The organism is Streptomyces sp. NBC_00075 (assembly GCF_045041225.1).
In the GTDB taxonomy this organism is placed as follows: domain Bacteria; phylum Actinomycetota; class Actinomycetes; order Streptomycetales; family Streptomycetaceae; genus Streptomyces; species Streptomyces adonidis.
The window spans coordinates 4,897,321-4,923,231 of sequence record NZ_CP108243.1 but is presented as its reverse complement, the minus strand read 5'-3'; the positions used below and the strand labels follow the sequence as shown (position 1 = coordinate 4,923,231).

Genomic DNA, 25,911 nt, shown 5'->3' with positions numbered 1-25,911 from the left:
GTTCCTCGGCCGACCGGTACGTGAACCCCAGCCGTTCCGCGACCACTGGTGCTACTGCGAATCCACGATCCGGTACTCGTCGGCGAGCACCGACGGCTTGCCCGTCTTCGGGAGGGTGGCCAGGGCCATGCCCTGGTAGGTGTTCACCACGGTGTCGCGGTCCCGGCCGTTGAAGACCGACTCCACCTCCGTCGGCGTGATGTCGTAGTTCTCGCGGTACGAGGCCTTCAGCACGAACTGGGAGGCGTGCGCCGTCGGCAGTGCGGCCAGGGCGCCGCCGTTCTCGAGGCGCAGGGCGTACACCGTGTCGAACGCGGTGGGTGTGGTGACGAACACCTTGGTCGCGTACGCCGCGCTCTTGCCGCTGTCGCGCTTCGTGTACGTCTCGATCGCGTCCTTCGCGGCCTCGGTGGTCTGCGAGATGGCCGTGCCGGCCTTCTTGCCGCCGGTCGTGTACAGGTCCTCGTACGCCGCCGAGATCTGGTTCGGGGCGAGTGTGCCGACGCGGGTGCCGGCGTCGACGGCGGTGGCGAGGCCCGCGTCGTCGGTGGCGATCGCCGGGAGGGGGACCTCCGAGTAGACCGCCGACATCAGCTTCCAGTCGTCGTACTCCTTGCCGAAGACCAGCAGCGCCTCGCTCTTCGAGCCGCTCGCCTTCGCCGTCACCACGAACCAGTCCTTGCCCGCCGGTATCCAGTACTTCCGGTCGATGTACTGGAACGGCTTCCTGTACGCGGCCTGCTCCTCCTTCGACTCGGTCTCGAAGAGGAGGTAGTCGGCCTTGCTCTGCTCGTACAGCTGCCCGCCCTCGACGGTGCCCAACAGGTCGGCGTCCTGCCGGGCGTTGGCCTTGTTGTTGACCGTCTCGTAGGTGTCGAGGATCTTCGCCGCCTGCGCCGCCGTGACGGCACCCTTGGCCGCGGGGCTCGCGGCGGAGTCGTCGGCACCGTCTGACGAGCCCGGTCCGCAGCCGGTGAGCGCGAGTGCGGTGGCGAACATGAGCAGTTTCTGCGCGGAGATCATGCCTCACCGTACTGGGGCGATTGTGCATGACCTGGGCGGGGCCGGTGGATCGATGGTGCAGCCCGCGGTGACGGAGAGTGAAATCGCACTCGCCCTACGTGAATTGGAATCGTCCTTCCCGCCCCCTGTACGTCCCTTGCACGGGCGCTAACCAGCGGAAAGCGAGGCTGGAGTCACTTCCACCGCAGGACATGCGGAAGGGAGTAACCCACCTCATCCGTACAGGAGTTGCGATGACCCGCAAGACCCGCATACGCGCCGCCCTCGTCACCGCCACCGCCCTTGTCACCGCAGCGACGGTGACGGTCGGGGTCAGTGCGGCGGGTGCCGACGAGCCGAAGAAGCCCACCAAGAAGCAGATCGCGGCCCTCTTCGACGGCTGGAACAAGACCCTTCAGACCGGCGACGCGGAGAAGGTCACCGAGCGGTACGCGGACGACGCGGTGCTGCTGCCGACCGTGTCCAACAAGATCCGCACCAACCACGCCGAGATCGAGGACTACTTCCACCACTTCCTGGAGAACAAGCCGGTCGGCACGAAGACCAAGACGATCATCAACATCCTGGACAACAACTCGGCCATCGACACCGGCTCGTACTACTTCATCCTCACCGACCCGAAGACCGGCGAGAAGAAGAGGGTCGACGCCCGCTACACGTACGAGTACGAGAAGCGGGGCGGCCAGTGGCTGATCGTCAACCACCACTCGTCGATGATGCCCGAGGGCTAGGCCCCCGATACCGGCTTCAACCGGCCCGCTGTGCGGCCCGGAGGGTGATCCGGACGCACAGGCCGCCCCCGGGCGCGTCCGCCAGGGTCACCGTCCCGCCGTCGTCCGTCACCAGTTGCTTGACGACGGCGAGGCCGAGGCCCGAGCCGGAGCGCCCGGTGAGGCCCTGGCCGCGCCAGAAGCGGTCGAAGGCGCGGGACTTCTCGGCGTCCGACATGCCGGGGCCCCCGTCCGCCACCGTCAACTCCATCTCCTCGCCCCGGGGTTCGGCCCGTACGGTGATCGTCCCGCCGTCGGGTGAGACCTCCAGGGCGTTGGACAGCACGTTGTCCAGCACCTGGTCCAGATGACCGGGGCTGGCCAGCACGAGCAGCCGGCCGTCGACACCCCCACTCCCCCTGAGCGCGATGGTGACCCCGCGCTCGTCGGCGGCCGGCCTCCACACCGACAGACGTTCGTCCACGATGTCCCGCAGGGAGAGCGGCTCCGCCGCCGTGACCTTCGCCTCGGCCCGCGCCAGCACCAGCAGCCCGTTGACCAGGCGGCTCATCCGGACCACCTCCGCGGTCGCCTGCTCCACGTCCTCCCGTACGAACTCGTCGTCCGTGCCGTCCGCGATGTTGTCCAGCGACAGCCGCAACGCCGTGAGCGGGGTACGGAGTTGGTGCGAGGCGTCCGCCACGAAGATCCGCTGCGAGGCGACCAGGGTGTCCAGGCGTTCCGCACCCTGGTTGAGGGTGCGGGCCAGGGTCTGGGTCTCCGGCGGGCCCGTCACCTGCGAGCGCGCGGTCAGGTCGCCGTCGCTGAACTTGCTCGCCATGCCGTTGAGTTCACGGAGCGGGGCGGTGATACGGCGGGCCGCGACGGCGCCGATGGCGGCGGCAGCGGCGAGGACGAGCGCGGCGAGAGCGGCCCGGAAACCCCAGATGCTCCAGAACCGGCTGGTCATGTCCGACGTCGAGTACACGATCCGTACGGCCGAGTCGCCCTGCGCGGGGACGGTGATCGTCAGGTACTTGCCCCAGATGAAGTCGGAGCCCCAGTCGGTCGAGGCTTCGTCGTCGCGCACGGCCCGGGTCAGGGCCGCGTCCTTCTCGGGCCTCGGCAGGTTCGTCGTACAGCGGGTGGTGGCCACCTGGACCGTGCCCCGGGTCTCCTTGTCGTACGCCTTGGCCACCTTCTCCAGGGCCTCGCACGAGATCCGGTCACCGTTGCCCAGGAGCAGCGCCATGGTCTGGGCCTCGCGCTGGACGGAGACCTTGGTGTCGTCCCGCAGCTGCTTGGTGAGCGTGAAGGCCACCGGCACGGTGAAGAGGAGGATGGCGACGGCGACGAGCAGGATGTAGCTGCGGATGAGCTGCCGGTTCATGAGGGACCGGCGTCCTTCTCGATCCCGTCCTTCTCGATCCCGTCCTTGTCGATCTCCAGCCGGAACCCGACCCCCCGTACCGCCTCGATCGTGATCGCGCCCTTCAGCTTGCGCCGCAGCGCCGCCACATGGACGTCGAGCGTCTTCGTCGGCCCGAACCAGTTCGCGTCCCAGACCGCCTCCATGATCTGCTCGCGCGACATCAGCGCGCCCGGCTCCTCGGTGAGGAAGGCCAGCAGGTCGTACTCCTTGGGGGCGAGGGCGATCTCCTCGCCGTCCAGGCGGACGCGGGCGGCCTTGCGGTCGATCGTCAGTCGGGTGCCGTACCGGTCGGGGCCGGACTCGGCCGTCGTACGGGGCTGGACGCGCCGCATCACCGCCCTTATGCGCGCGATGACCTCCCGTACGCCGAAGGGCTTGGAGACGTAGTCGTCGGCGCCGAGTTCCAGGCCGACGACCCGGTCCGTCTCGTCGCTGCGGGCGCTGATGACGATGATCGGCACGTCACCGCGTTCGCGCAGCGCCCGGCAGACGTCCAGGCCGTCGGTGTCGGGCAGGCCGAGGTCGAGCAGGACGACGTCGTAGGGCTCGGTGTGGCCGAGGGCCGCGCCGCCCGTGGACACCCACGCCACCTCGAAGCCGTAGCGGAGCAGGCCGCGGCGCAGCGACTGGGCCACCGGTTCATCGTCTTCCACCAGGAGTACGCGCACAGCCGAACCCTATGGCCTGGGTCCTTGAAACTTAATTCACAGCCGCAACGCGTATCCCCGGTACGGATGGGCAGGAGCCGTCCGAGCGGCCGAAGATCCCTCGGGTGATCACCATGATGAGCGGGACATCTCACCATGCGATACCTCGTAAGGGGATTTCGGCCGCTCGTTAAACTGAGCCGACCGCAGACGGACTGAGCGAGGAGTGCACGTGGGCCTTGTCGTGCAGAAGTACGGAGGCTCATCCGTAGCCGATGCCGAGGGCATCAAGCGTGTCGCCAAGCGAATCGTGGAAGCGAAGAAGAACGGCCACCAGGTGGTCGTGGTCGTTTCCGCGATGGGCGACACGACGGACGAGCTGATCGATCTCGCCGAGCAGGTGTCTCCGATGCCTGCCGGGCGTGAGTTCGACATGCTGCTGACCGCCGGAGAGCGGATCTCCATGGCGCTGCTGGCCATGGCGATCAAGAACCTGGGTCACGAGGCCCAGAGCTTCACCGGCAGCCAGGCAGGAGTCATCACCGACTCGGTCCACAACAAAGCGCGGATCATCGACGTCACTCCGGGGCGCATCCGGACCGCGCTGGACGAGGGCAACATCGCCATCGTCGCCGGGTTCCAGGGTGTCAGCCAGGACAAGAAGGACATCACCACGCTGGGGCGCGGCGGTTCCGACACCACCGCTGTCGCCCTTGCCGCAGCCCTCGACGCCGAGGTGTGCGAGATCTACACCGACGTCGACGGGGTGTTCACCGCCGACCCGCGCGTGGTGAAGAAGGCCCGGAAGATCGACTGGATCTCCTCCGAGGACATGCTGGAGCTGGCCGCGTCCGGTTCCAAGGTGCTGCTCCACCGCTGTGTGGAGTACGCCCGTCGTTACGACATCCCGATCCACGTCCGTTCGTCCTTCTCCGGACTGCCGGGCACCTGGGTCAGCAACGAGAAGCCCGAGTCGCAAGGGGACCAGCAGGTGGAGCACGCCATCATCTCCGGAGTCGCCCATGACGTCTCCGAAGCCAAGATCACGGTCGTCGGTGTCCCGGACAAGCCGGGCGAGGCCGCGGTGATCTTCCGCGCCATCGCGGACGCCGAGATCAACATCGACATGATCGTCCAGAACGTGTCGGCGGCGTCCACCGGTCTCACGGACATCTCCTTCACCCTCCCCAAGGCCGAGGGCCGCAAGGCCATCGACGCGCTGGAGAAGGCGAAGGCCGGGATCGGCTTCGAGTCGCTGCGCTACGACGACCAGATCGGCAAGATCTCGCTGGTCGGCGCGGGGATGAAGACCAACCCTGGCGTCACCGCCTCGTTCTTCCAGGCGCTGTCCGACGCGGGTGTGAACATCGAGCTGATCTCGACATCCGAGATCCGTATCTCGGTCGTCACCCGTCAGGACGACGTCCCGGAGGCCGTCCGCGCCGTGCACTCGGCCTTCGGTCTCGACTCCGACAGCGACGAGGCCGTCGTCTACGGAGGCACCGGCCGCTGATGGCCAATCCTGTGGGGCCGACGCTCGCCGTCGTGGGGGCGACCGGCACCGTCGGTGCGGTCATGCTCCAGATCCTGTCCCAGCACGCGGACATCTGGGGCGAGATCCGTCTGGTCGCCTCCCCGCGCTCGGCCGGCCGCAAGCTGGCCGTGCGCGGCGAGGAGGCCGAGGTGGTGGCGCTGTCGGAGGAGGCCTTCGACGGCGTCGACGTCGCCATGTTCGACGTACCCGAGGAGGTCGCCGAGCGCTGGGCGCCGGTCGCCGCCGCCAAGGGTGTCGTCGTGGTCGACAACTCGGGCGCCTTCCGGATGGACCCCCAGGTCCCCCTGGTCGTCCCCGAGGTCAATCCGCACGCGGTACGGCAGCGCCCGCGCGGGATCATCGCCAACCCGCACTGCACGACCCTGTCGATGATCGTCGCCCTGGGCGCGCTGCACGCCGAGTTCGGACTGCGCGAGCTGGTGGTGTCGTCGTACCAGGCGGTGAGCGGGGAAGGCCGGGCCGGCGTGGACACCCTGCGCCGGCAGCTGTCCCTGGTCGCCGGTACGGAACTGGGGACCAGCCCCGGAGACGTACGACGGGCCGTGGGCGACGGGACGGGCCCGTTCCCGGAGCCGGTCGCGCTGAACGTCGTACCGTGGGCCGGAACGGCTCGGGCGGACGGCTGGTCGTCGGACGAGATGCAGATCCGGAACGAGTCCCGCAAGATCCTCGGGCTGCCGAAGCTCCCCGTGGCCGTGACCTGCGTACGCGTCCCGGTCGTCACCGCGCACGCGCTGACCGTCCACGCCCGCTTCCAGAGCGAGGTCACCGTCGCCAAGGCACGGGAGATTCTCGCCACCGCGCCCGGGGTCGTGCTGTTCGACGACCCGGACGCGGGGGAGTTCCCGACGCCGGTGGACGTGGTCGGCACGGATCCGACCTGGGTCGGCCGGGTCCGGCGGGCGCTGGACGACCCGACCGCGCTGGAACTGTTCGTGTGCGGGGACAACCTGCGCAAGGGGTCGGCGCTCAATACGGCGCAAATCGCCGAACTGGTGGCGGCAGAACTGTCCTGACCACGACTTCTTCCAGGTTTCCCCCTGTTGATCTTGTCGAAAATCACTCTGGTGGTGGCAGAAAACGTTTGTAGGATCCAGGTGACAACTTCTGGGGCTCCAAAGATTTTGCTCCCCGTTCTCCGCAACCGCGCGGAGGACGGGGAGCGTCTTTGCGGACGCCCTTCAGGGGCGTTGGGGACGCCAAGGCCGTGCGGGGGACGCCGGTCACCATGGATTTAGGGGAAGAGCGGGACGCATGAAGGTGGCTGTGTCGTACGACGCAAACGTGATGCCGGATGCGTACAACCCTGAAGGGGGGAGGCGTGTCCAACATGCGTGGCAGAGGTACTCGACTTCACAGCGGCGACGCGCGGCACAGCCCTGCGTCCGACGCGCCGACCCCGCGGGCCCGGTACGCCCGGCGGCATGCCGGTGATCGCGCCGATGCCCGCAGCGCGGCCGGCCCGCATACCCAACCAGCGCGAAGGCACTGACGAGAGCGCGGCTGCGGGGACGACGGTCGACCACCTGACCGAGACGTACCGCGCCCACTACCGCTCGCTCCTCGGACTCGCGGCACTGCTCCTCGACGACACCGCGTCCTGCGAGGACGTCGTCCAGGAGGCGTTCATCCGGGTCCACTCGGCGCGCAAGCGCGTCCGTGACCCCGAGAAGACGCTCGCCTATCTGCGCCAGACGGTGGTGAACCTCTCCCGCTCCGCGCTGCGCCGCCGCATCCTCGGCCTGAAGCTCCTTTCCAAGCCGATGCCGGACATGGCGAGCGCGGAGGAGGGGGCGTACGACCTGCTGGAACGCGACTCCCTCATCAAGGCGATGAAGGGCCTTCAGCGCCGCCAGCGCGAGGTCCTCGTCCTGCGCTACTTCGCTGACATGACCGAGGCCCAGGTCGCCGAGACGCTGGGCGTGTCGCTCGGCTCGGTGAAGGCGTACGGCTCACGCGGGATCGCCGCGCTGCGCATCGCCATGGAGGAACCGGCATGAGCGACCAGGGCCAGGAACGGGACAAGGACCGGGCGCGGGAGCAGCAGGGGCAACAGGAGCAGCAGGGTCGGGCTCAGGCTCCGGGGCAGGAGAACGAGGGTCCGGAGCAGCGCCGGGACCAGGCCGGGGAAGCCGGCGAACAGGTCCAGGAATCGGTCGCGGAACAGGGCGACGCCGAGCGCGAACCGGGCGAGGACGCGGGCGCGCGGACCGGCGGTTTCCGGACCGAGGAGTTCAGGGCCGGTAGGCTTCCTCTCAACGGGGCCCGATCCAACGGGAGTTGGCCGTCCGGAGTCCATGGACCCGGTCGCCACGATCAAGAGCACAAGCAATCGCAAGCTGGGAACGGAACTGTGAACCACGGCCCCGACGACCAGAGCCTGGACGGGCTCGACTCGGACGAGCTGGCACTGCGCAGGATGATGCAGCAGGCGGTGGGCGGGATCGAACCCACCGACGCCGTGCTGGCCCATCTCCGCCGCGCCGTGCCCGCCCGCCGCGCCCGCAAGCGGCATGCCGCCATCGGCGCGGCCGCCGCCCTGCTCTTCGTCGGTACGGCCATTCCCGCGCTGCTGGTCTCGAACGTCACCGGCTCCGAGGCCGACCCCTCCGTCATCGCGGGCCACGGTTCGCAGACCGAGGGGGACAAGAAGTCGGGCGACGGCCCGGACGGCGGTGAGAGCACCGCCGGGGGCAGCTCCGGCACGGTCAAGGACAAGCCGTCGAGCAGCCCCTCGGGCGGTGCGACCGACCCGGACAAGGGCAGCGGCGGCGCCGGCACGAGCGGGGGCGCCGGCACGACGGACACCCCGGTGACGGCGACCACCTGCGACGCGACCCAGCTGGGCTCGGCCACCGGTTCGGTCGGCGACGCCGACGCCAGCGGCACGGTGTACGGCACGTTCCGGGTCGTCAACGTCTCCGCCGCCGCCTGTACGGTCGGCGGCAGCGGCACCGTGTCGCCGTTCGCGCAGGGCGCGGCGGACTCGACGAAGATCGGCGTCGCCGAACATGCGGCCGGGGACGCGGCGAGCGGCCTGCCCGACCCGTCCCTCTGGTCCAGCGGGCTGGTGCTGGCGCCGGGGGCTGCGTACACGGTGCAGTTCGCGTGGGTGCCCTCGGAGACGTGCCCGACGAGCGGCGGCACCACCGACGGCGGCAGCACGGGCGACCCCTCGGCGTCACCGACGCCCACCCCGAGCGAGAGCACGGACTCGGACACCACCACGACCGGCAGCGACGGCACCACCACCCAGCTGGTCACGGAGGACGGCACGGTCGCCGACGGCAGCGTGACGGTGTCCTACACGGCGGAGGCAGGTTCGCCCACGGTGTCGGCGACGGTGTCGAACGCGTGCGCGGGGACGGTGTACAAGACCGGGGCCATGGCGGAGACCGCGTAGCCCCGAGGGCGACCGTCTTGTCCGAGGGTGACCGTCCTGACGAACGTCCCTGCCGTCCGGTGGGTTTCCGGGTGACGGTCGTGTCGTGATCTCCTCACCATTCCCGTCGGTTGCGGGTTGCGGGTTGCGGGTTGCGGGTTGCGGGTTGCGGGTCGCGGTCGCTGTTGCTCAGGCCGCTCCGGCGCAGCCCTCCGCCTCTGCCAGGTACATGGCCACCGGGCCCAGGGTCAGCATTCCGCCGGCGGCGCCGGCGTGTTCCGTACCGGCATCGCGCAGGGAAGCCGCGGCGCGTGTGGCGGTTCCGCGCTCGCCGAGGCGTACGGCGGCCCGGGCGGTCAGGCACCACATGGCCTCCTGCATATGGTCACGCGGTGGTTCGGGCACTGCGGCGAGGGCGGCTCGGGCCTCCTCCAGCCGGTCCTGGGCGAGCAGTACGAGGGGTCGCGCCCAAGGCCGGTACGGGCCCCAGTCGAGGTGCGGGTCGGTGGGCGCGGGCCGGTCGTGCAGCAGGCGCAGCCCCAGCAGGGCGAGCGGGAACAGGCCGCGGTGCAGTCCGGGCATTCCGGCCGTCCGGAGGGCGTTCTCGGCGGCGCGGTAGTGCGCCGCCGCCGTGGCGACGGTCGGTCCGCCGGGTTCGGTGCTGCGGGCGGCTGTGACCCGGGCCCGGAACCACCCGGTGAGGACGGGGACGAGGGGCGCCTCGATGGTGGCGGCGAGCTGTTCGGCGGCGTGGGCGTGCGCGGCCGCGGAGTCGAGGTCGCCGAGGGCGGAGGCGGACTGCAACCGGACGAGCCGGCCCAGTACGGCGAAGCTCGGCAGCTCGTGCCGGGTGGCCAGGTCGAGGATCTCGGCGCCGATCCCGTCCCGTACAGCCGCGAGTCCGGGGCGGGTGAAGGACTGAAGGAACACCCCGTTGAGGGCGAAGGCGAGCAGGGCGGGATCGGCCAGGTCCCGTGCCAGCGCCTCGGCCCGCCGCGCCGCCTGCCGCGCACGCTCCGGCTCGGTCCCGGTCAGATCAGCGCTGCGGCTCTCGACGGCGATCGTGGCCAGCAGACGGGCGGAGAGGTCGGCGGGGCCGTCGGGGCCGAGCGCGGTGAGCGTGCGCTCGGCGGCCGCGACGACGGCGCGGGACTGCTCGGGGTCGTCGGCCCGGCTCCACAGGGCGGGCACGTCGTAGGCACCGATGATCCGCGCGGTCAGGGAGAGGTCTCCGGTGCGTTCCGCGGCCTGGACGGCGGCGAGGCGGTCGCGCCGCGAGTGGACGAGGGCGTCGCCACCCGCGAGCGCGAGGGTGCGGGCCAGATCCACGGTGGTGCGCGGACCGAGCCGGACACCTGGGCCGGCCCACGCGGTACGTGCGACTTCGAGGGGAGAGGACCCGCCGAGGATCTCCATCTCCAGGCGCTGAAGTTCGGCACCTGGGTCGAGTCCGAGTTGGTCGACGAGCATCGAGCGGGCGCGGCGGAGGGTGGCCAGCGCGTCGGCCCGGCGGCCCGCACGGTAGAGCGCGCGGGCGAGCAGCCCCCAGGCTGGCTCGCGCCACGGATGCTCGGCGACGTGAGCACCCAGTTCGGCGACGAGATGCGCCCCTTCCCCGAAGCCCCCGAAGCCCCCCGAGGCCCCGGAGTCGAGGAGAATGCGGGCGCGCAACTCCACACCCTCCAGGCGCAGTTCGTCCAGCCGGATCCGCTCGCGCTGCGCCCATCCGGAGCCGGGCACATCGGCGTACGCGGGTCCGCGCCAGGCCGCGATTACCGCGCCGAGGTCGGTCACCGCGTCGGGGTGGCGCCGGGCCCGGGCCAGGGTGTCCTGGAACCGGTGGACGTCCACGTCCTCGCGCGGCAGGCGCAGCGCGTAGCCGGGACCCTCGGTGACGATGACGCGCGGCGGATCGCGGGGCGGCCGTTCGGGTTCGAGGGCCCGGCGCAGCGCGGCGACGAACGTACGCAGAGCGCCCACGGCGCGGACCGGCGGATCGGTCCACAGGTCGTCGACCAGGGTGTCGGTGGTGACCATCCGCCCCTCGGCGGCGACGAGCCGGGCGAGTACCTCGCGATGGCGGGGTCCGCCCAGGTCGACCGGGCTGCCGTCGGCACGGAGGGCCCGCACGGCACCGAGCACGTCGATTCGCATGCGCCCAGTCTCTGTGCCAGGGACAGGCTGCGCCCAACCCGACGGACTGGCTGCTGATCGGTTGCTGATCGCCGTGACCCAGGCTGATCGGGTCGGTCCCCGCCCCGAAAGGACGCCCTTCCATGACTCTCACGATTCCCGGCTTCGATCACCACCGCCTGCCCGGCGCGGACGGGGTGGAGCTGGCCGCCGCGGTCGGCGGCAGCGGCAGTGGCAGCCCGGTCGTGCTGCTGCACGGTTTCCCGCAGACCCACCTGATGTGGCGCCACGTCGCCGAGCGGCTCGCGGACGAGCACACGGTGATCTGCCCTGACCTGCGGGGCTACGGCGCCAGCGACAAGCCGGCGGCCACCGGCCCCGATGTGTACGCCAAGCGCACCATGGCCGCCGACGTCGTGACCCTGGCGGCGGCCCTCGGCCACGAGCGCTTCGCCCTCGTCGGCCACGACCGGGGCGCCCTGGTCGCCTTCCGGGCGGGGCTGGACCACCCCGAGACCGTCACACATCTGGGCATCCTCGACATCGTGCCGACGCTCGACATGTGGAACGTTCTGCGCGGCGCCTCGGCGGCGGTCGGCTACCACCTCCTCCTCATGGCACAGCCACCGGGCCTGCCGGAGGCGATGATCGCCAACAGCGCGGACGCGTTCTTCGGCTCGTTCCTCGACGCCTGGGCCGGCGACGCGGCCGCCGTGCCGGAGGAGGTGCGGGCCGAGTATCTGCGGGCGAGCGCGGCGGCGGTGACGTCGATCGTCGCGGACTACCGGGCCTCGGCGGGCATCGACGTCACGCACGACCAGGCGGACCTGGACGCCGGGTCGCAGCTGGCCATGCCCGTGACGGTCGTCCAGCAGGACTGGGGCGCGCGGCTGGGCTACGACGCCGCCGCCGTGTGGAAGGCGTGGGCACCGGACCTGGACCACCGGCTGACCCGGGCGGGGCACTTCATGGCAGAGGAGGCACCCGACGAGATCACGACGGCGATCCGGGGCCTGCTGACGCGCTGACCCGCTGACCTGCTGACCGCTGACCTGCTGATTCTCCGGCTGGTGTGGTGTCCTGAGGGGGGCGGACGGCGGCGGTCCGGGCCCTGCTGACCCGCTGAACCTCCAGGCCTCTGGCGGGTGTGCTGCCCTGCGGGGGTCAGACGGTGGCGGTCCGGGGCCTGTTGACGCGCTGACCCGCTGACCTGCTGAGCCTCCGGCGGTGTGCTGCCCCTGCGGGGATCAGACGGTGGCGTCCTCGCGAGCGGGTTCCTCGGTCGTGGCGAGCCCCAGCTCGGCATCCCGGGCGAACTCCACTTCACGCCGCACGAGCCGGAACCACATGAAAACGACGAACCCCGCGAACACGAACCACTCGCCGGTGTAGCCGAGGTTCTGGAACGCCTTCAGGTCGAGCCCGGTGTCCGCGGGTGCGGTCGCCGGTACGGCCTTCATCCCCGAGTCGCCCTTGTCGAGGGTGACCCAGGCGTCGTACAGGTCGTACGGCACGAGGTTCACGAGCGAGGCCGCGCTGATCGCGCCGGTCTGCCCGGCCGGGAGCCCACCGGCGGCGCTCACGCCGTTCGACCCCGGGGTCTCGGACGCCTGAAGCGCGCCGGTGACGGTGACTTCGCCGGCGGGTGGGGCGGGGGCTTTGGCGGCGTCGGCGCGACCGGGGAGCCAGCCGCGCACGACGGGGAGGGCCTTGCCGTCATCGGTCCGGAGCAGGGTGAGCACGAAGTACCCGTCCCGGTCGTCGAGCTGCCGCCCAGGAACGAGCAACTGCGTGCCGTACCGCCCGCTGACGGTGACACGGTCACCGGAGGTCTTCTTGTCGACGGGCAGCAGTTCGGCGAGCGGTCGGGCGGCCTCCTGCTTCTCGGCGGAGACCTCTTCGGTGGCGGTCTTGTGGTCCTGGACGCGGTCCTCGAAGCGGCTCAGCTGCCAGGACCCCATGAACACGCAGAAGGGGATGGCGAGCAGCACGAAGACGTTGATCCCCCACCAACGGGGCGTCAGCAGAAACCGGTACACGCGTTCAAAGGTACGTGGCGGTTGCGGGGGAGCGGTCCGCGGGGCGGTGTTTCCTCGCCCCCGCCGCCCCTACCCGTTCCCGTCCCTGGGGGCTGCGCCCCCAGACCCCCCTTTGTCCTCGAACGCCGGACGGGCTGAAAAGACCAACCTCCGGCCGGCACCACATCCAGCCTGTCCGGCGTTTGAGGACGAGGCCGTTCAGGCCGACAAGCGGGGGTCTGGGGGCGCAGCCCCCAGGGACGGGAACGGGTAGGGGCGGCGGGGGCGAAGATATCCACAGGCTGGGGACCTCCGCGGCGGACCCGTGCCCCGGCCGGGCAGTATGGGCCCATGACTGAGAGCAACGGTTCCACGCCGAACACGAATACGCCGGACTGGGAGAAGCGGTTCCGCGCACCGCGGGTGTCGCTGCCGGACTGGGCGGAAGACGCCCCGGACCGCTCCCTCTTCGTGTCCAACGCGACAGGCACATACGAGCTGTACGCCTGGAACCGCGCCACCGGCGACCAGCGCCAGGCGACGAACCGCCCCAACGGCACGACGGACGGCGTCCTGTCGCCCGACGGCGAGTGGATCTGGTGGTTCGACGACAAGGACGGCGACGAGTTCGGGGTCTGGCGCCGCCAGCCGTTCGCAGGCGGCGAGGACGAGCCCGCGGCCCCCGGCCTGGAGCCCTCCTACCCGGCGGGACTGGCCCTCGCCCGGGACGGCCGCACCGCGGTGGTCGGCCGCTCGACCGACGAGGAGGGCACGACGATCCACCTCGCCGTGGCGGACACACCCCCCGTGGTGATCTACCGCCACCGCGAATCCGCCGGCGTCGGCGACCTCTCCCACGACGGCACACTCATCGCCATCGAGCACACCGAGCACGGCGACGCGATGCACTCCGCGCTCCGCGTCCTGCGCCCCGACGGCACGACGGTCGCCGACCTCGACGACACCAAGGGCGGCGCGGAGGAACTGGGCCTGGAGGTGCTGGGCTTCGCCCCCGTGGAGGGCGACACGCGGCTGCTGGTCGGGCACCAGCGCCGGGGCCGCTGGGAGCCCCTGGTGTGGGACGTGGCGAGCGGCGAGGAGACGGATCTCGCCCTCGACCTGCCGGGCGACGTGAGCGCGGAGTGGTACCCGGACGGCTCGGGCCTGCTCATCGCCCACAGCTTCGAGGCCCGCAGCGAACTCTTCCGCTACGACCTGACCGACCGCGCACTGGTGAAGGTGGACACCCCGCCCGGCTCGGTCTCCGGGGCGACGGCCCGGCCCGACGGCAGCGTGGAGTACCTGTGGTCGTCGGCGGCCGAACCGTCGTCGGTGCGCTCGACGACGGGGTCGGTGGTCCTGGACCCGCCCGGCCTGAAGTCCCCGGGCTCGGTACCGGTGGAGGACGTGTGGGTGGAGGGCCCGGGCGGCCGCATCCACGCGTTGGTCCAGAAGCCGATGGGCGCAGAAGGCCCTCTCCCCACGGTCTTCGACATCCACGGCGGCCCCACCTGGCACGACAGCGACGCCTTCGCGGCGGGCCCGGCGGCCTGGGTCGACCACGGGTACGCGGTGGTGCGGGTCAACTACCGGGGCTCCACCGGGTACGGACGTGAGTGGACGGACGCCCTCAAGCACCGGGTCGGTCTGATCGAGCTGGAGGACATCGCGGCGGTCCGGGAATGGGCGGTGACCTCGGGCCTCGCGGACCCCGACCGGCTGATCCTGACCGGCGGTTCCTGGGGCGGCTACCTGACGCTGCTCGGGCTCGGCGTCCAGCCCGACGCCTGGGCACTGGGCCTCGCGGCGGTGCCGGTCGCGGACTACGTCACGGCGTACCACGACGAGATGGAGGCGCTGAAGGCGATGGACCGCACCCTGCTGGGCGGTACGCCGGAGGAGGTCCCGGAACGCTTCGAGGCGTCGTCGCCCCTGACCTACGTCGACGCGGTGAAGGCCCCGGTGTACATCTCGGCCGGCGTCAACGACCCCCGCTGCCCGATCCGCCAGATCGACAACTACGTGAAGCGCCTGGAGACCCGGGGCGCGACCCACGAGGTGTACCGCTACGACGCGGGCCACGGCTCGCTCGTCGTGGACGAACGCATCAAGCAGGTCCGCCTGGAACTGGAGTTCGTGGAGCGGCACTTGGGGGCGTGAGAGGGGGGCGAGGGGGGCGGGGGCAGGTAGCGGGCGCCGGCTACTGGTCGCCGCGCAGATAGCGGGTGACCATGTCCACCAACTCGCCCTCGAACGTCTCCACCGGGATGCTCCTCGGGTGGGCCATCAGCTTGTGCGTGTTCAACTCCACGGTGAACACGATGAGTTCGGCCGCGGTGTCGAGGTCTCGTACGTGGACGTCCGGGTGCCGGGCGAGAAGGTCGCGCATCTGGGCGACACGGATCTTGCCGTGGCGGTCGATCGTGTCGAGGAGTTCCTGTGAGAGCGGGGCCTCCTCGATCATGATCCGCAGGAGGTGCGGATCGTCGCGGTGGTTGTCGATCGCGTCGCGGACCACCGCCCGCACCGTCGCCTCCAGGCTCCCGGCGGACAGATCGAGCTGGTCCGCCCCCGCCCACCTGCCCCGGTCGATGTGCCGCACCAGCAGCTCGGCGAGGATCGCGTCCTTGTTCGGGAAGTACTGGTACAGCGAGCCGATGGAGATCCGGGCGCGCTCCGCGATGCGATTGGTGGTGCCCGCGGCGTAGCCGTGCTCGACGAAAACGTGAGCAGCGGCGGTGAGGATGCGGTCGCGGGTGAGTTCCGCGCGCACCTGACGGGGCTTGCGACGTGGCTGAAGGCGGCGGTCGTCCGACGGCATCCGGGGTCCTTCCCGAGGCGGCAAAAGCGAGTAGCCAAAGAGCTGAGCTATTGCTCACAATAGTGCCATGAGCTGCGAGAACAAGGCCTGGCCCGGTCCAGGTGGGCCGCCGTGATCCCCAAGGTGTACCCGCCCGAGTCGCGCACGATGATCACGCTGGAGGTGCGCCGCCGAGAGTTCCTCACTCCGGGCTTCGCGAGCATCACCCTGGGCGGCCCGGCCGTACGGAACCTGGTCGTGGCCGGCAACGACCAGGCGGTCCGCCTGTTCTTCCCCCGGGAGGGACAGACCGCCCTGCGGATGCCGACCCTGTCGAACGAGGCCTGGATCGCCCAGCTGATGCTGCTGCCCAAGTCGGTCCGCCCGTGGGTCCGCAACCTGACGATCCGGCGCGCGAGGCCCGCCGAGGACGAGATCGACATCGAGTTCGCCGTGCACGCCGACTCGCCCCTGTCGTCCTGGGTGCGCCGGACCGCGTCCGGCGACCCGGCCGGGATCTTCGACGTCGGCACCATGTACCGGCTGCCGGAGCACGCGGAGGGGCAACTGCTGGTCGGCGACGAGACCGCGCTGCCCGCCATCCTGTCGATCCTCGACGGAACCCCGCCCTCACTCCCCACCGAGGTCTATGTGGAGGTGGCGGCCGAGGCGGACATCCGCCCGTCCGTCGAGGCACCCGCCGGCGCCTGCATCCACTGGTTCAGCCGCGACGACGAAGACCTGCGCCCCGGCACCCTGGCCCTGGACGCGATCCGCCGCGCGTCACTGCCGCCCGGCCGCCTCTACACCTGGGTCGCGGGCGAGTCCCGGCTGGCCACGACAGTCCGACGGCACCTGGTCAACGACCGTGGCGTACCCAAGCGGGACATCTCGTTCTTCGGCTACTGGCGCCAGGGCCGATCCACCCCAGGCTGAGAGGAATTCTCGTGCAGCGAGCAGACCAGTCGGGCAACCAGTCAGTACGCGGCACCTCGCACCGCCTGACGACCGTGGAGGAGGTGGAGACGACCGTCGGCCGCCCACTGCCCATGATCATGCTCAAGCAGATCAGCGCCCTGGACGAGGGCTGCCGGACCGTCCTCGCCCGCTCCCCGATCGCGGCCTTCGGCTACCGAGACGCCGACGGCACCAGAAGAACGACCTTCATCGGCGGCACACCGGGATTCGTACGAGTCCACTCGCCCACCCGGATCTCCTTCACCCTCACCGAGTCCGGCGACCCGCACGGCCCGGTCTCGCTCTTCTTCCTCCTGCCCGGCGTCGGGGAACTCCTGCGCGTCAACGGCTCGGTGTCCGCCCGCAAGGGCGCGGTGACGACCGTCGACATCAAGGAGGCGTACGTCCACTGCGCACAGGCCGTCATCCGGTCCCGCCTGTGGCAGCCGCCCGCCCCGGCCGAGCCGACCGCCGAGGTCACGGGAGACGGGCCCCTGGCCGGACCAGGCGTCGCGCAGTTCCTTGCGGCCTCCCCCTTCCTGGCCCTGTCCACCTGGGACTCCTCCGGGGGCAGCGACACGAGTCCGCGCGGGGACCGGCAGACGGTGGCACGCATCCTGGACAGCCGCACGCTCGTCATCCCGGACCGCAAGGGCAACAGACGCGCCGACACGCTCCACAACCTGCTCCAGGACGACCGCCTCGCCCTGGCCGCGCTCGTGCCGGGGCGCACCGGCGTACTGCACGTCCGCGGCCGGGCCGCGATCACCGACGACCCCGCGCTCCTGGAGACGATGGCACTGCGCGGGAAGCCCCCGCACCTGGCACTGCTCATCGACGTCGAGCACGCCGAGGTGACCGGCAGCGACCCCCTGGTGCGCTCACGACTGTGGATCCCGGGCGCCCACCTCGACGGCGGGCCGATGCCGGACTTGATGGAGATGGCGGGCGCCCACCTGGCCGCCGGTTCGGCGGAGGCGCAGGGCGGGCCGCCGGCGTTCCTGCTGAGGGCGGTTGGGGCGATCCCCGGAATGACCAGGTTGCTACGCCTGGCAGCGAACCGGGCGTACTCCTCCGGGCTCCGAAAGGAGGGCTACGAGGACACGTAACGCAGCCCATGTTTCTTCGCCCCCGCCGCCCCTACCCATTCCCGTCCCCTGGGGGCTGCGCCCCCAGACCCCCGCTGTCGGCCTGAACGGCCTCGTCCTCAAACGCCGGACGGGCTGGATAATCAGCCCGTCCGGCGTTTGAGGACAAAGGGGGGTCTGGGGGCGCAGCCCCCAGGGATGGGACGGGTAGGGGCGGCGGGGGCGAAAAACCTACGCCCCAGCCCGGTCCCGCCCCCGCCGTCTCCCCAACAGCTCCGCCAACCCCCGCCGAGTAGCCGCCAGCACCACCCGATCCTCCGCCCGCAGCACATACGTCTCCGGCAGATCCCACACCAGCCCCGACGCCCGCCCCTCCTCCACCGGCACCCCCACCCCCGTATCCAACGCCAGCACCCTCCACGCCCCCGCCCGAAACGCCTCCCCCACAGTCCGCCCCTCCAACTCCACATGCCCACCCACCCGCATCGCCGCGAACAACAACACCCGCCGCTCGACGGGGATCGTGCCCAGGATCTGCGTCTGGCGGCCCATCATCGCCCCGGCAAAGGCAGGCGCCGCCAGATGTGAGACGCTCCGGCTCCGGGTGGTCGCGCCGGGGTGCGCCGCCCGCAGGGTGCGGTACACGGCGGTGGCGAAGTCGTCGTCGTACAGGCGCAGGACGACGCGCAGGTCGGGCCGTACGGAACGCCCGTACAGCACCGCCTCCAGGTTGGTCGTGTCGGCGCTGGTGAGGGCGAGGAGGGCCTGCGCACGGTTGATCTTCGCGGCCTCCAGGACGCCCTCCTGGGTCACATCACCCAGCACCACCGGCACCCGAAGCCGCCGTGCCGTCGCGAGGCCCCGCGCCTCCGGGTCCGCCTCGACGCACACCACCGGGATGTTGAGTTCGCGGAGACGGGTCAGCACGCGTGTGCCGATCTTGCCGAGCCCGAGCAGCACCACATGCCCGCCCAGCCCACGCGGCGGCTTGCGCACCGCGGAACCACTGCGAAAAGTGCCCAACGCCTCCAGCACCGCGGCCAGCAGCACCGGCAGCAGCAGCAACCCGACCAGCCCGGACAGGAGTTGGAGGATCTGGCGGGTCATCGACGCCCCGATCGCGGGGTCGTTGATCGCGAAGAGGTCGAGCAGGGTCAGATACGTCGCGTGGACGGGATGGTCGCCCGTCGCGACCGACAGTGCGACCGCGAGGGCGATCACGCAACCGGCCATCCCCGCCAGCGACCACCGCAGCCGCCGGGAGAAGAGGGACGCGAACGGCGGCACCACGCCCCGGCCCCGCCCGCCCGACATCGACGTCCCGGAGTACGCGTACGACACCTGCTGGAGTACGACCGTCCCGCGTCCCGTCGCCGCCGCGACCGCCGCCGCGTCGGGGAGCAGCCGGGGCCCCTGGTCACCGCTGCTCTCGGAGCCGTCGGCGCCGGCCGGGTCGCTGCTGGTGGTGGAGAGCAGGGCGAGTGTGTACAGGCCGGGGTCGGCGACCTCGCCCGGCGCGGGCGGCTGCCGTTCCACCGCGCGCAGCAGCAGCCCGTCGGTCTGGACGACCTTGCTGGTACCGGTGATGGCGGTGGCGGCGAGAGCGGGGGCGGCGGTGTCGGCGTCGGAAAGGACGGTGGTGGACGCGTCGACCCTCCTGTCCGCACCACTGCCGTCACCCTCGGCCATGGCTGCCACCGCCGCCAACGCCGAAGCCTGGTCGAGGAGTTCCTCGATGTGCTGGCCCAATCGCCGGTTGTAGAGCCGGAGTACGAGCCGCAGGCGGGGGTTGAGGCGGCGGGCGGTGAGGGCGGCGCGGATGTTGGTCTCGTCGTCGTCGTACACGAGCGCCAGGGCCGCCGCCCGCTCCCCGCCCGCCTCGGCGAGCACGGCCTCGGTCAGCTCGACGGCCTCCAACACCCCTTCGTACAGGGAGGGTTCACCGACGCCAGTAGGAGTAGTTCCGTTGCCCGCCGCGCGGTTGACGACCGCCGACACCCGGTCCAGCAGCGCCGACGCCGTCCCGGCGGCCCGTACGACCACCGGCGGCCGCACGTTCCGCTCCGAGGGCGGTACGACGAGGGTGACCTGTTCGCCGTACACGTTCCGGAGTTCGTGGGCGAGCCGATGGGCGAGCCCGTCGTCGCCGCACACGATCATGTGACCGGCCGGATCAGCCGTACCCGGCCCGTTCGGTCCGCTCTGACTCGGAAGGTTCCCCAGGATCGCCACGAGGGAAAAGACTGCCTCAGTGGGACAGGTGGTTCCCGACCGGGTCCGATGCCGCAATCATGACCCCATGCACCGGCCCCACCCCCGCCTTCCCCGGCTCCACACCCCCGAGTGGTTCACGGCCGACGACGCGACCCTGAACGTCGCGCTGGTGTACCCGATGCAGGGGCCCGCCGGGATCTTCGGCCCGGCGTGCGAGGCGTGCGCGCGGCTGGCCGTCGAGGAGGTCAACCGGGCGGGCGGGGTCCTGGGCAAGGAACTGCGGCTGATCGAGGTCGACGGGGGCGCCGAGCCGCAGCGGGTCGCCGGGGAGGTCGAGGCGCTGGTCGCGACCGGGGTGGTGCAGGGCGTCACCGGCTGGCACATCTCCTCCGTACGGCAGGCCCTGGCGCCCCGGGTCGCCCACCGGGTGCCGTACGTGTACACGGCCCTGTACGAGGGCGGCGAGCGTACCGAGGGCGTCTTCCTGACGAGCGAGACGCCCGCCGGGCAGCTGCGGCCGGCGATGCGGCTGATCAGCGAGGCGCGGGGCGTACGGCGCTGGTTCGTCGTCGGCAACAACTATGTGTGGCCCCGTCAGACGGCCCGCGCCGCCCGCCGGTACGCGCGCGAGAGCCGGGCCCGGGTGTGCGGGGAGGCGTACCTCCCGCTGGGCACGGACGACTTCACCGACGTACTGCGCCGCATCGAACACGCGGACGCCGACGGGGTGTTGATGCTGCTGGTCGGCAATGACGCGGTCCGCTTCAACCGCGCCTTCGGCGCCTTCGGCCTGGACCGGCGGAGCGTGCGCCTCAGCACCCTCATGGACGAGAACATGCTGATGGCCAGTGGCCCCGAGGCGACCCGCGACCTGTTCAGCACGGCCGGCTTCTTCGCCTCCCTCGCCAACCAGGACACCCTGGACTTCCACGGCAGTTACGCCGCCCGCTTCGGCATCGACGCCCCGGCCCCCGGCAGCCTCGGCGAGTCCTGTTACGAGGGCGTGCTGCTGCTCGCCGCCCTGATCGAACGCGCCCGCACACTCGACGTGTCCGCGATCGGCGCGGCGGCGGAGGCGGTGTCGTACGAGGGCCCGCGCGGCCTCCTGCGCCTGCGCGACCGGCACGTACGCCAGCGCATCTACCTGGCGGAGGCGGACGGCCTGGACTTCACGGTCGTGGCCCAGTTGGAATCCGGAAAATAGATGCTTCCGTGCGGAAGCATTAATTGAAGAAATTTAGTTCCGTCGGAAACTGTTCTTCAATTGCACGGAAACGCCCTGGAAACAGTCAACTCCCAGGCTGTGGACGCACTTACCCCCTCGCGTCTCCCTCCTCCCCAAGGGCGGTTCTGCATGTCTGGGCTCAGTATCAGCAGGCGTGGTCTGTTGGCCGGAGTTTCCGTGGTCGGCGCGTCCGCCGCCCTCAGCGCCTGTGGCGCCAAGACCGGTTCCGACACGTCCTCCGACGCCGGCGTCAAGGGCGACACCTCCGGCAGCACGGTCAAGGTCGGTCTCCTCAACTCGCTGTCCGGCACGATGGCCATCAGTGAAGTCACCGTCCACAACGCGCTGTTGCTCGCGGTGAAGGAGATCAACGCGGCCGGTGGTGTGCTGGGCAAGAAGCTGGACCCGATCAGCCAGGACGGTGCCTCCGACTGGCCGACCTTCGCGGAGAAGGCGGAGGCGCTGATCAAGGACGACAAGGTCGTCGCGACGTTCGGCTGCTGGACCTCGTCCAGCCGCAAGGCGGTGAAGCCCGTCTTCGAGCGGTACAAGTCGCTGCTCTTCTACCCCGTGCAGTACGAGGGACTTGAGGAGTCGCCGTACATCTTCTACACGGGTGCGACGACGAATCAGCAGATCGTGCCGGCGCTGGATTACCTGAAGAAGCAGGGCCTGACCAAGCTCTACTTGGTAGGCAGCGACTACGTCTTCCCACGCACGGCCAACAAAATCATCAAGGCGTACGCGAAGGCCAAGGGCATGACGGTGGTCGGCGAGGACTACGCGCCGCTGGGCTCGACGGAGTTCTCCACGATCGTCAACAAGGTGAAGGACTCCGGCGCGGACGCCGTGTTCAACACCCTCAACGGTGACAGCAACGTGGCGTTTTTCAAGGAGTACAAGTCCTCCGGGATGACCGCGAAGAGCATGCCGGTGCTGTCGGTGTCGATCGCGGAGGAGGAGGTGAAGAGCATCGGGACGCAGTATCTGGAGGGCCAGTTGACGGCCTGGAACTACTACCAGACGACGCCGGGGGCGGCGAACACGAAGTTCGTCGCGGCGTACCAGGCGGCGTACGGCAAGGGGAAGCCGACGAGCGACCCGATGGAGGCGGCGTACATCTCGGTGTACCTGTGGAAGGAGATGGTCGAGAAGGCGGGCTCCTTCGACGTAGCCAAGGTGAAGGCGGCGTCGGACGGCATCACGTTCGCTGCGCCCGAGGGCGAGGTGACGGTGGACGGTGCGAGCCAGCACGTCTACAAGACGGCCCGCATAGGCAAGGTAGGGGCCGACGGCCTGATCACAGAGGTCTGGAACTCAGGCAAGCCCATCAAGCCGGACCCGTACCTGAAGGGCTACGACTGGGCCGCGTCCCTGTCCTGACCCCACTTCTCCCGCCCCCGCCGCCCCTACCCGTCCCATCCCTGGGGGCTGCGCCCCCAGACCCCCCTTCGTCCTCAAACGCCGGACGGGCTGGATGTGGTGCCCCCGGCGCTTGACCTTCCAGCCAGGCCGGCGCTTGAGGACAAGCCCGTTCAGGCCGATCTTCCGCCCACCCGCCCCAGGCACCCCCCCCCAGCCCGTCCGACGCTTGAGCACAAGCCCGTTGAGGCCGAGCCTTTCCCACTCACCCGCCTGCACCCCCCTCAGCCCGTCCGGCGTTTGAGGACAAGCCCGTTGAGGCCGAGCCTTTCCCACCCACCCGCCCCAGGCACCCCCCAGCCCGTCCGAGGCTTGAGCACAAGCCTGTTCAGGCCGAGCCTTTCCCACTCACCCGCCTGCACCCCCCTCAGCCCGTCCGGCGTTTGAGGACGAGCGCGTTCAGCGCGACAGGGGGTCTGGGGCGCAGCCCCAGAAGGATGGGACGGGTAGGGGCGGCGGGGGCGAGGAAAAGCACCCCCACCCGCACCCCCGCCCCCCGACCAGGAGCCGCTCCATGACGGTCATCCTCAACCAATCCTTCACCGGCATCAGCATCGGCGCCGTCCTCCTCCTCATCGCCCTCGGCCTGACCCTCACCTTCGGCCAAATGGGCGTGATCAACATGGCCCACGGCGAGTTCATCATGGCCGGCGCCTACACGACCTACGTCCTCCAGAAGTCCATCAGCAGCGCCGGGATCTCGCTGCTGGTCGCGCTGCCCGTGGCCTTCGTCGTCGCGGGTCTGATGGGCGCCCTCCTGGAGTGGCTGCTCATCCGCCGCCTCTACACCCGCCCCCTGGACACCCTCCTCGTCACCTGGGGCGTCTCCCTGATGCTCCAGCAACTGGCCAGGGACATCTTCGGCGCCCCCAACGTCCAGACCCACGCCCCCGACGTCCTCACCGACAACATCTCGATCGGCGGCGGCATCACCCTCGCCAACAGCCGCCTGTTCATCCTCGGCCTCGCCCTCCTGAGCGTCCTCGCCCTCACGCTGATCCTGCGCCTCACCCCCCTGGGCCGCCGCATCAGGGCGGTCGTCCAGAACCGCGACCTCGCCGAGGTGTCCGGCATAGCCACCGGCCAGGTCGACCGGATGACGTTCTTCATCGGTTCGGGACTTGCCGGAGTGGCCGGCGTAGCGCTGACCCTCGTCGGGCCGATCGGGCCGACCATGGGCACCAACTACATCGTCGACGCCTTCCTCGTGGTCGTCGTCGGCGGCATCGGCCAGCTCAAGGGCAGCGTGATCACCGCGTTCGCACTGGGCGTCCTTCAATCGGTGCTCGAATACTCGACCACCGTCAGCGTCGCCAAGGTCATCGTCCTGGTGGCGATCGTCGCGTTCCTCCAGTGGCGACCGCAGGGCCTGTACACACTGCGCACCCGGAGCCTGGCATGACAACAACAACACCCCAGCCCACCACGGCGGTTACCCCTCCCACCCCACCCCAGACCCCCCTCCTCCACCGCCTCCGAGTCCCCGGCGGCTTCGCCCTGGGAGCCGTACTCCTCCTCGGCATAGCCCCGTTGGCCCTCTCCGACTTCCGACTCGCCCTCCTCGCCAAGTACTTGTGCTACGCGATCGTGGCCGTCGGCGTCAGCCTGGCCTGGGGCCGTGGCGGACTCCTCGTCCTCGGCCAGGGCGTCTTCTTCGGCCTCGGCGGCTACGCCATGGCCATGCACCTCAAGCTCGCCGACGCCGCCGACACCGGCGAGAAACTCCCCGACTTCATGCAGCTGTACGGCACCGGGGACGCCCTCCCCTGGTGGTGGGAGCCGTTCGCGAACCCCCTGTTCGCACTCGCCATGACCGTGATCCTCCCCATGGCGGTCGCCGCACTGCTCGGCTTCCTCGTCTTCCGGCGCCGAGTCAAAGGCGCGTACTTCGCGATCCTCAGCCAGGCCCTCGCCGCAGCCCTCTCCATCTGGCTGATCGGCCAGCAGGCCACCACCGGCGGCACGAACGGCCTCACCGACATCCAGGGCTTCTTCGGCTACTCGCTCGACGACCCGGTCAACCAGCGGATGGTCTACTTCGTCATCGCCGTCGTCCTGCTGCTCCTCATGGCCCTCGCCCGCCAGCTGTTCGTCAGCCGGTACGGCGAACTCCTCGTCGCCGTAAGGGATTCCGAGGAACGGGTCCGCTTCCTCGGCTACAACCCGGCCAACGTCAAGCTGGTCGCGTACGTCGTCGCGGCGGGCATGGCAGGGCTGGCGGGCGCGCTCTTCGTGCCCGCCGTCGGGATCATCTCCCCGGCGCTGATCGGGATCGTGCCGTCGATCGGCTTCGTCATCGGCGCGGCGGTCGGCGGCCGGGCGTCGCTCGTGGGCGCGGTGCTCGGGGCGATCGCGGTCGCCTGGACGCAGAGCACGCTGTCGGACGCGTACCCGGCCGGATGGACGTACTTCCAGGGCCTGTTGTTCGTGCTGGCGGTCGGCTTCCTGCCCGGCGGCCTGGCGTCCCTGTGGACGGTGGCCCGCAACCGCCGTACACGCCAAGAGAGTTCGGGAGGTACGGCATGAGCGGCGCGGCGCTGACGATCAGCGACCTGAGGGTCACCTTCGACGGCTTCACGGCGGTCGACGGCGTCGACCTGACCGTGGAATCAGGTGACTTGAGGTTCCTCATCGGGCCGAACGGCGCGGGCAAGACGACTCTCGTCGACGCCGTCACCGGCCTGGTGAAGGCGACGGGCTCGGTCCGCTTCGGCGACGAGGAGCTGCTCGGCAAGCCGGTGCAGCGGATCGCGCGCATGGGCATCGGCCGTACGTTCCAGACGGCGACGGTGTTCGAGGAGCTGACCGTGCTCCAGAACCTGGACATCGCGGCGGGCGCCGGACGCGGCATGTGGACGATGCTCCGCCGCCGGAAGGGAGTTCCGGAGCCGGTGACGAGGGCCCTGGAGACCACCGGCCTGACCGCACTGGCCGACCGCCCGGCGGGAGCCCTGGCCCACGGCCAGAAGCAGTGGCTGGAGATCGGCATGCTGCTCGTCCAGGACGTACGGCTGCTGCTGCTCGACGAACCGGTGGCCGGGATGAGCCACGAGGAGCGCGAGGCGACCGGCGAACTGCTCCAGCGGGTGAGCGAGGACCACACGGTCGTCGTCATCGAGCACGACATGGACTTCATGCGCTCGTTCGCACGCAGCGTCAGCGTCCTGCACGCGGGCAAGGTGCTCAGCGAGGGCACGGTGACGGAGGTCCAGGCGGACCCGAGGGTCCAGGAGGTCTACCTCGGCCGCGCAACGGAGCCCGCTCCCATACCTGTTGGAGAGGAGGCGTGATGGCGATGCCCAAGT

Annotated in this window: 21 protein-coding genes; 14 read left to right on the top strand and 7 right to left on the bottom strand. The window is 70.5% G+C overall.

What is annotated here, in order from left to right; translation table 11 throughout:
• Positions 1 to 51: 51 nt before the first annotated feature.
• The gene (locus OG787_RS21310) at positions 52 to 1,023 is read right to left on the bottom strand and encodes a hypothetical protein (protein WP_405536052.1); all 972 of its coding nucleotides are present in this window, start codon (positions 1,021 to 1,023) and stop codon (positions 52 to 54) included.
• A 233-nt stretch (positions 1,024 to 1,256) separates the two neighbouring features.
• Here OG787_RS21310 and OG787_RS21305 point away from each other — a divergent pair, with 233 nt between their 5' ends.
• Positions 1,257 to 1,754, top strand: a complete 498-nt coding sequence (locus OG787_RS21305; RefSeq protein ID WP_405536051.1) for an SgcJ/EcaC family oxidoreductase — start codon at positions 1,257 to 1,259, stop codon at positions 1,752 to 1,754.
• Positions 1,755 to 1,770: 16 nt separating this feature from the next.
• Here OG787_RS21305 and OG787_RS21300 read toward each other — a convergent pair whose 3' ends face one another.
• Both OG787_RS21300 and OG787_RS21295 read right to left on the bottom strand, forming a co-directional pair.
• Entirely contained in the window at positions 1,771 to 3,123 is a 1,353-nt protein-coding gene (locus OG787_RS21300) for a sensor histidine kinase (RefSeq protein WP_405536050.1), read from the bottom strand.
• Positions 3,120 to 3,833 (bottom strand): response regulator transcription factor, encoded by a 714-nt coding sequence (locus OG787_RS21295; RefSeq protein ID WP_405536049.1) that lies wholly within the window; start codon positions 3,831 to 3,833, stop codon positions 3,120 to 3,122. The genes OG787_RS21300 and OG787_RS21295 overlap by 4 nt, the downstream gene beginning before the upstream one ends.
• Positions 3,834 to 4,044: 211 nt before the next feature.
• On the opposite strand from OG787_RS21295, the gene OG787_RS21290 reads away from it, so the two are divergent.
• The 4 genes from OG787_RS21290 to OG787_RS21275 all read left to right on the top strand — a co-directional run bounded on the left by OG787_RS21290 (position 4,045) and on the right by OG787_RS21275 (position 8,770).
• Positions 4,045 to 5,325 carry an aspartate kinase gene (locus OG787_RS21290; protein WP_369037701.1) on the top strand — a complete coding sequence of 427 codons (1,281 nt, stop codon included), beginning with the start codon at positions 4,045 to 4,047 and terminating at the stop codon, positions 5,323 to 5,325.
• Positions 5,325 to 6,383, top strand: a complete 1,059-nt coding sequence (locus OG787_RS21285) for an aspartate-semialdehyde dehydrogenase (protein ID WP_369037702.1) — start codon at positions 5,325 to 5,327, stop codon at positions 6,381 to 6,383. The genes OG787_RS21290 and OG787_RS21285 overlap by 1 nt, the downstream gene beginning before the upstream one ends.
• A 318-nt stretch (positions 6,384 to 6,701) precedes the next feature.
• Positions 6,702 to 7,367 (top strand): SigE family RNA polymerase sigma factor, encoded by a 666-nt coding sequence (locus OG787_RS21280; protein WP_369037703.1) that lies wholly within the window; start codon positions 6,702 to 6,704, stop codon positions 7,365 to 7,367.
• Positions 7,364 to 8,770, top strand: coding sequence for a hypothetical protein (locus OG787_RS21275; RefSeq protein ID WP_405536048.1), 1,407 nt, complete (start codon positions 7,364 to 7,366; stop codon positions 8,768 to 8,770). Before OG787_RS21280 ends, OG787_RS21275 begins: the two co-directional genes overlap by 4 nt.
• A 168-nt stretch (positions 8,771 to 8,938) precedes the next feature.
• On the opposite strand, the gene OG787_RS21270 is transcribed toward OG787_RS21275, so the two are convergent.
• On the bottom strand, positions 8,939 to 10,903 hold the full coding sequence (locus OG787_RS21270; protein ID WP_405536047.1) for a BTAD domain-containing putative transcriptional regulator: 1,965 nt from the start codon (positions 10,901 to 10,903) through the stop codon (positions 8,939 to 8,941).
• 122 nt (positions 10,904 to 11,025) lie between these two features.
• On the opposite strand from OG787_RS21270, the gene OG787_RS21265 reads away from it, so the two are divergent.
• Positions 11,026 to 11,910 carry an alpha/beta fold hydrolase gene (locus OG787_RS21265; RefSeq protein ID WP_369037706.1) on the top strand — a complete coding sequence of 295 codons (885 nt, stop codon included), beginning with the start codon at positions 11,026 to 11,028 and terminating at the stop codon, positions 11,908 to 11,910.
• A gap of 219 nt (positions 11,911 to 12,129) precedes the next feature.
• Here OG787_RS21265 and OG787_RS21260 read toward each other — a convergent pair whose 3' ends face one another.
• Positions 12,130 to 12,921, bottom strand: coding sequence for an SURF1 family protein (locus OG787_RS21260; protein WP_369037707.1), 792 nt, complete (start codon positions 12,919 to 12,921; stop codon positions 12,130 to 12,132).
• A 330-nt stretch (positions 12,922 to 13,251) separates the two neighbouring features.
• Between OG787_RS21260 and OG787_RS21255 the strand changes: the two genes are divergently transcribed.
• Positions 13,252 to 15,060, top strand: a complete 1,809-nt coding sequence (locus OG787_RS21255; protein WP_369037943.1) for a prolyl oligopeptidase family serine peptidase — start codon at positions 13,252 to 13,254, stop codon at positions 15,058 to 15,060.
• A 40-nt stretch (positions 15,061 to 15,100) separates the two neighbouring features.
• Here OG787_RS21255 and OG787_RS21250 read toward each other — a convergent pair whose 3' ends face one another.
• Positions 15,101 to 15,721: a TetR/AcrR family transcriptional regulator gene (locus tag OG787_RS21250; protein ID WP_369037942.1), complete on the bottom strand. Its 621-nt coding sequence runs from the start codon at positions 15,719 to 15,721 to the stop codon at positions 15,101 to 15,103.
• 111 nt (positions 15,722 to 15,832) lie between these two features.
• On the opposite strand from OG787_RS21250, the gene OG787_RS21245 reads away from it, so the two are divergent.
• The gene (locus tag OG787_RS21245; RefSeq protein WP_405536046.1) at positions 15,833 to 16,636 is read left to right on the top strand and encodes a siderophore-interacting protein; all 804 of its coding nucleotides are present in this window, start codon (positions 15,833 to 15,835) and stop codon (positions 16,634 to 16,636) included.
• Positions 16,637 to 16,647: 11 nt separating this feature from the next.
• Complete coding sequence (locus OG787_RS21240) at positions 16,648 to 17,766, top strand: pyridoxamine 5'-phosphate oxidase family protein (RefSeq protein ID WP_405536045.1); 1,119 nt, start codon at positions 16,648 to 16,650, stop codon at positions 17,764 to 17,766.
• Between the two features lie 210 nt (positions 17,767 to 17,976).
• Here the strand turns inward: OG787_RS21240 and OG787_RS21235 are convergent, their stop codons facing one another.
• Entirely contained in the window at positions 17,977 to 19,905 is a 1,929-nt protein-coding gene (locus tag OG787_RS21235) for an NAD-binding protein (RefSeq protein ID WP_405540541.1), read from the bottom strand.
• A gap of 139 nt (positions 19,906 to 20,044) precedes the next feature.
• On the opposite strand from OG787_RS21235, the gene OG787_RS21230 reads away from it, so the two are divergent.
• The 5 genes from OG787_RS21230 to urtD all read left to right on the top strand — a co-directional run bounded on the left by OG787_RS21230 (position 20,045) and on the right by urtD (position 25,896).
• Positions 20,045 to 21,163 carry a substrate-binding domain-containing protein gene (locus OG787_RS21230; protein WP_369037938.1) on the top strand — a complete coding sequence of 373 codons (1,119 nt, stop codon included), beginning with the start codon at positions 20,045 to 20,047 and terminating at the stop codon, positions 21,161 to 21,163.
• A 150-nt stretch (positions 21,164 to 21,313) separates the two neighbouring features.
• Complete coding sequence (gene urtA, locus OG787_RS21225) at positions 21,314 to 22,567, top strand: urea ABC transporter substrate-binding protein (RefSeq protein WP_369037939.1); 1,254 nt, start codon at positions 21,314 to 21,316, stop codon at positions 22,565 to 22,567.
• Positions 22,568 to 23,120: 553 nt separating this feature from the next.
• Positions 23,121 to 24,008 carry an urea ABC transporter permease subunit UrtB gene (urtB, locus tag OG787_RS21220; protein WP_369036801.1) on the top strand — a complete coding sequence of 296 codons (888 nt, stop codon included), beginning with the start codon at positions 23,121 to 23,123 and terminating at the stop codon, positions 24,006 to 24,008.
• Entirely contained in the window at positions 24,005 to 25,132 is a 1,128-nt protein-coding gene (gene urtC, locus OG787_RS21215; RefSeq protein ID WP_405536044.1) for an urea ABC transporter permease subunit UrtC, read from the top strand. Before urtB ends, urtC begins: the two co-directional genes overlap by 4 nt.
• On the top strand, positions 25,129 to 25,896 hold the full coding sequence (gene urtD, locus OG787_RS21210) for an urea ABC transporter ATP-binding protein UrtD (protein ID WP_369036803.1): 768 nt from the start codon (positions 25,129 to 25,131) through the stop codon (positions 25,894 to 25,896). Before urtC ends, urtD begins: the two co-directional genes overlap by 4 nt.
• Positions 25,897 to 25,911: the final 15 nt, after the last annotated feature.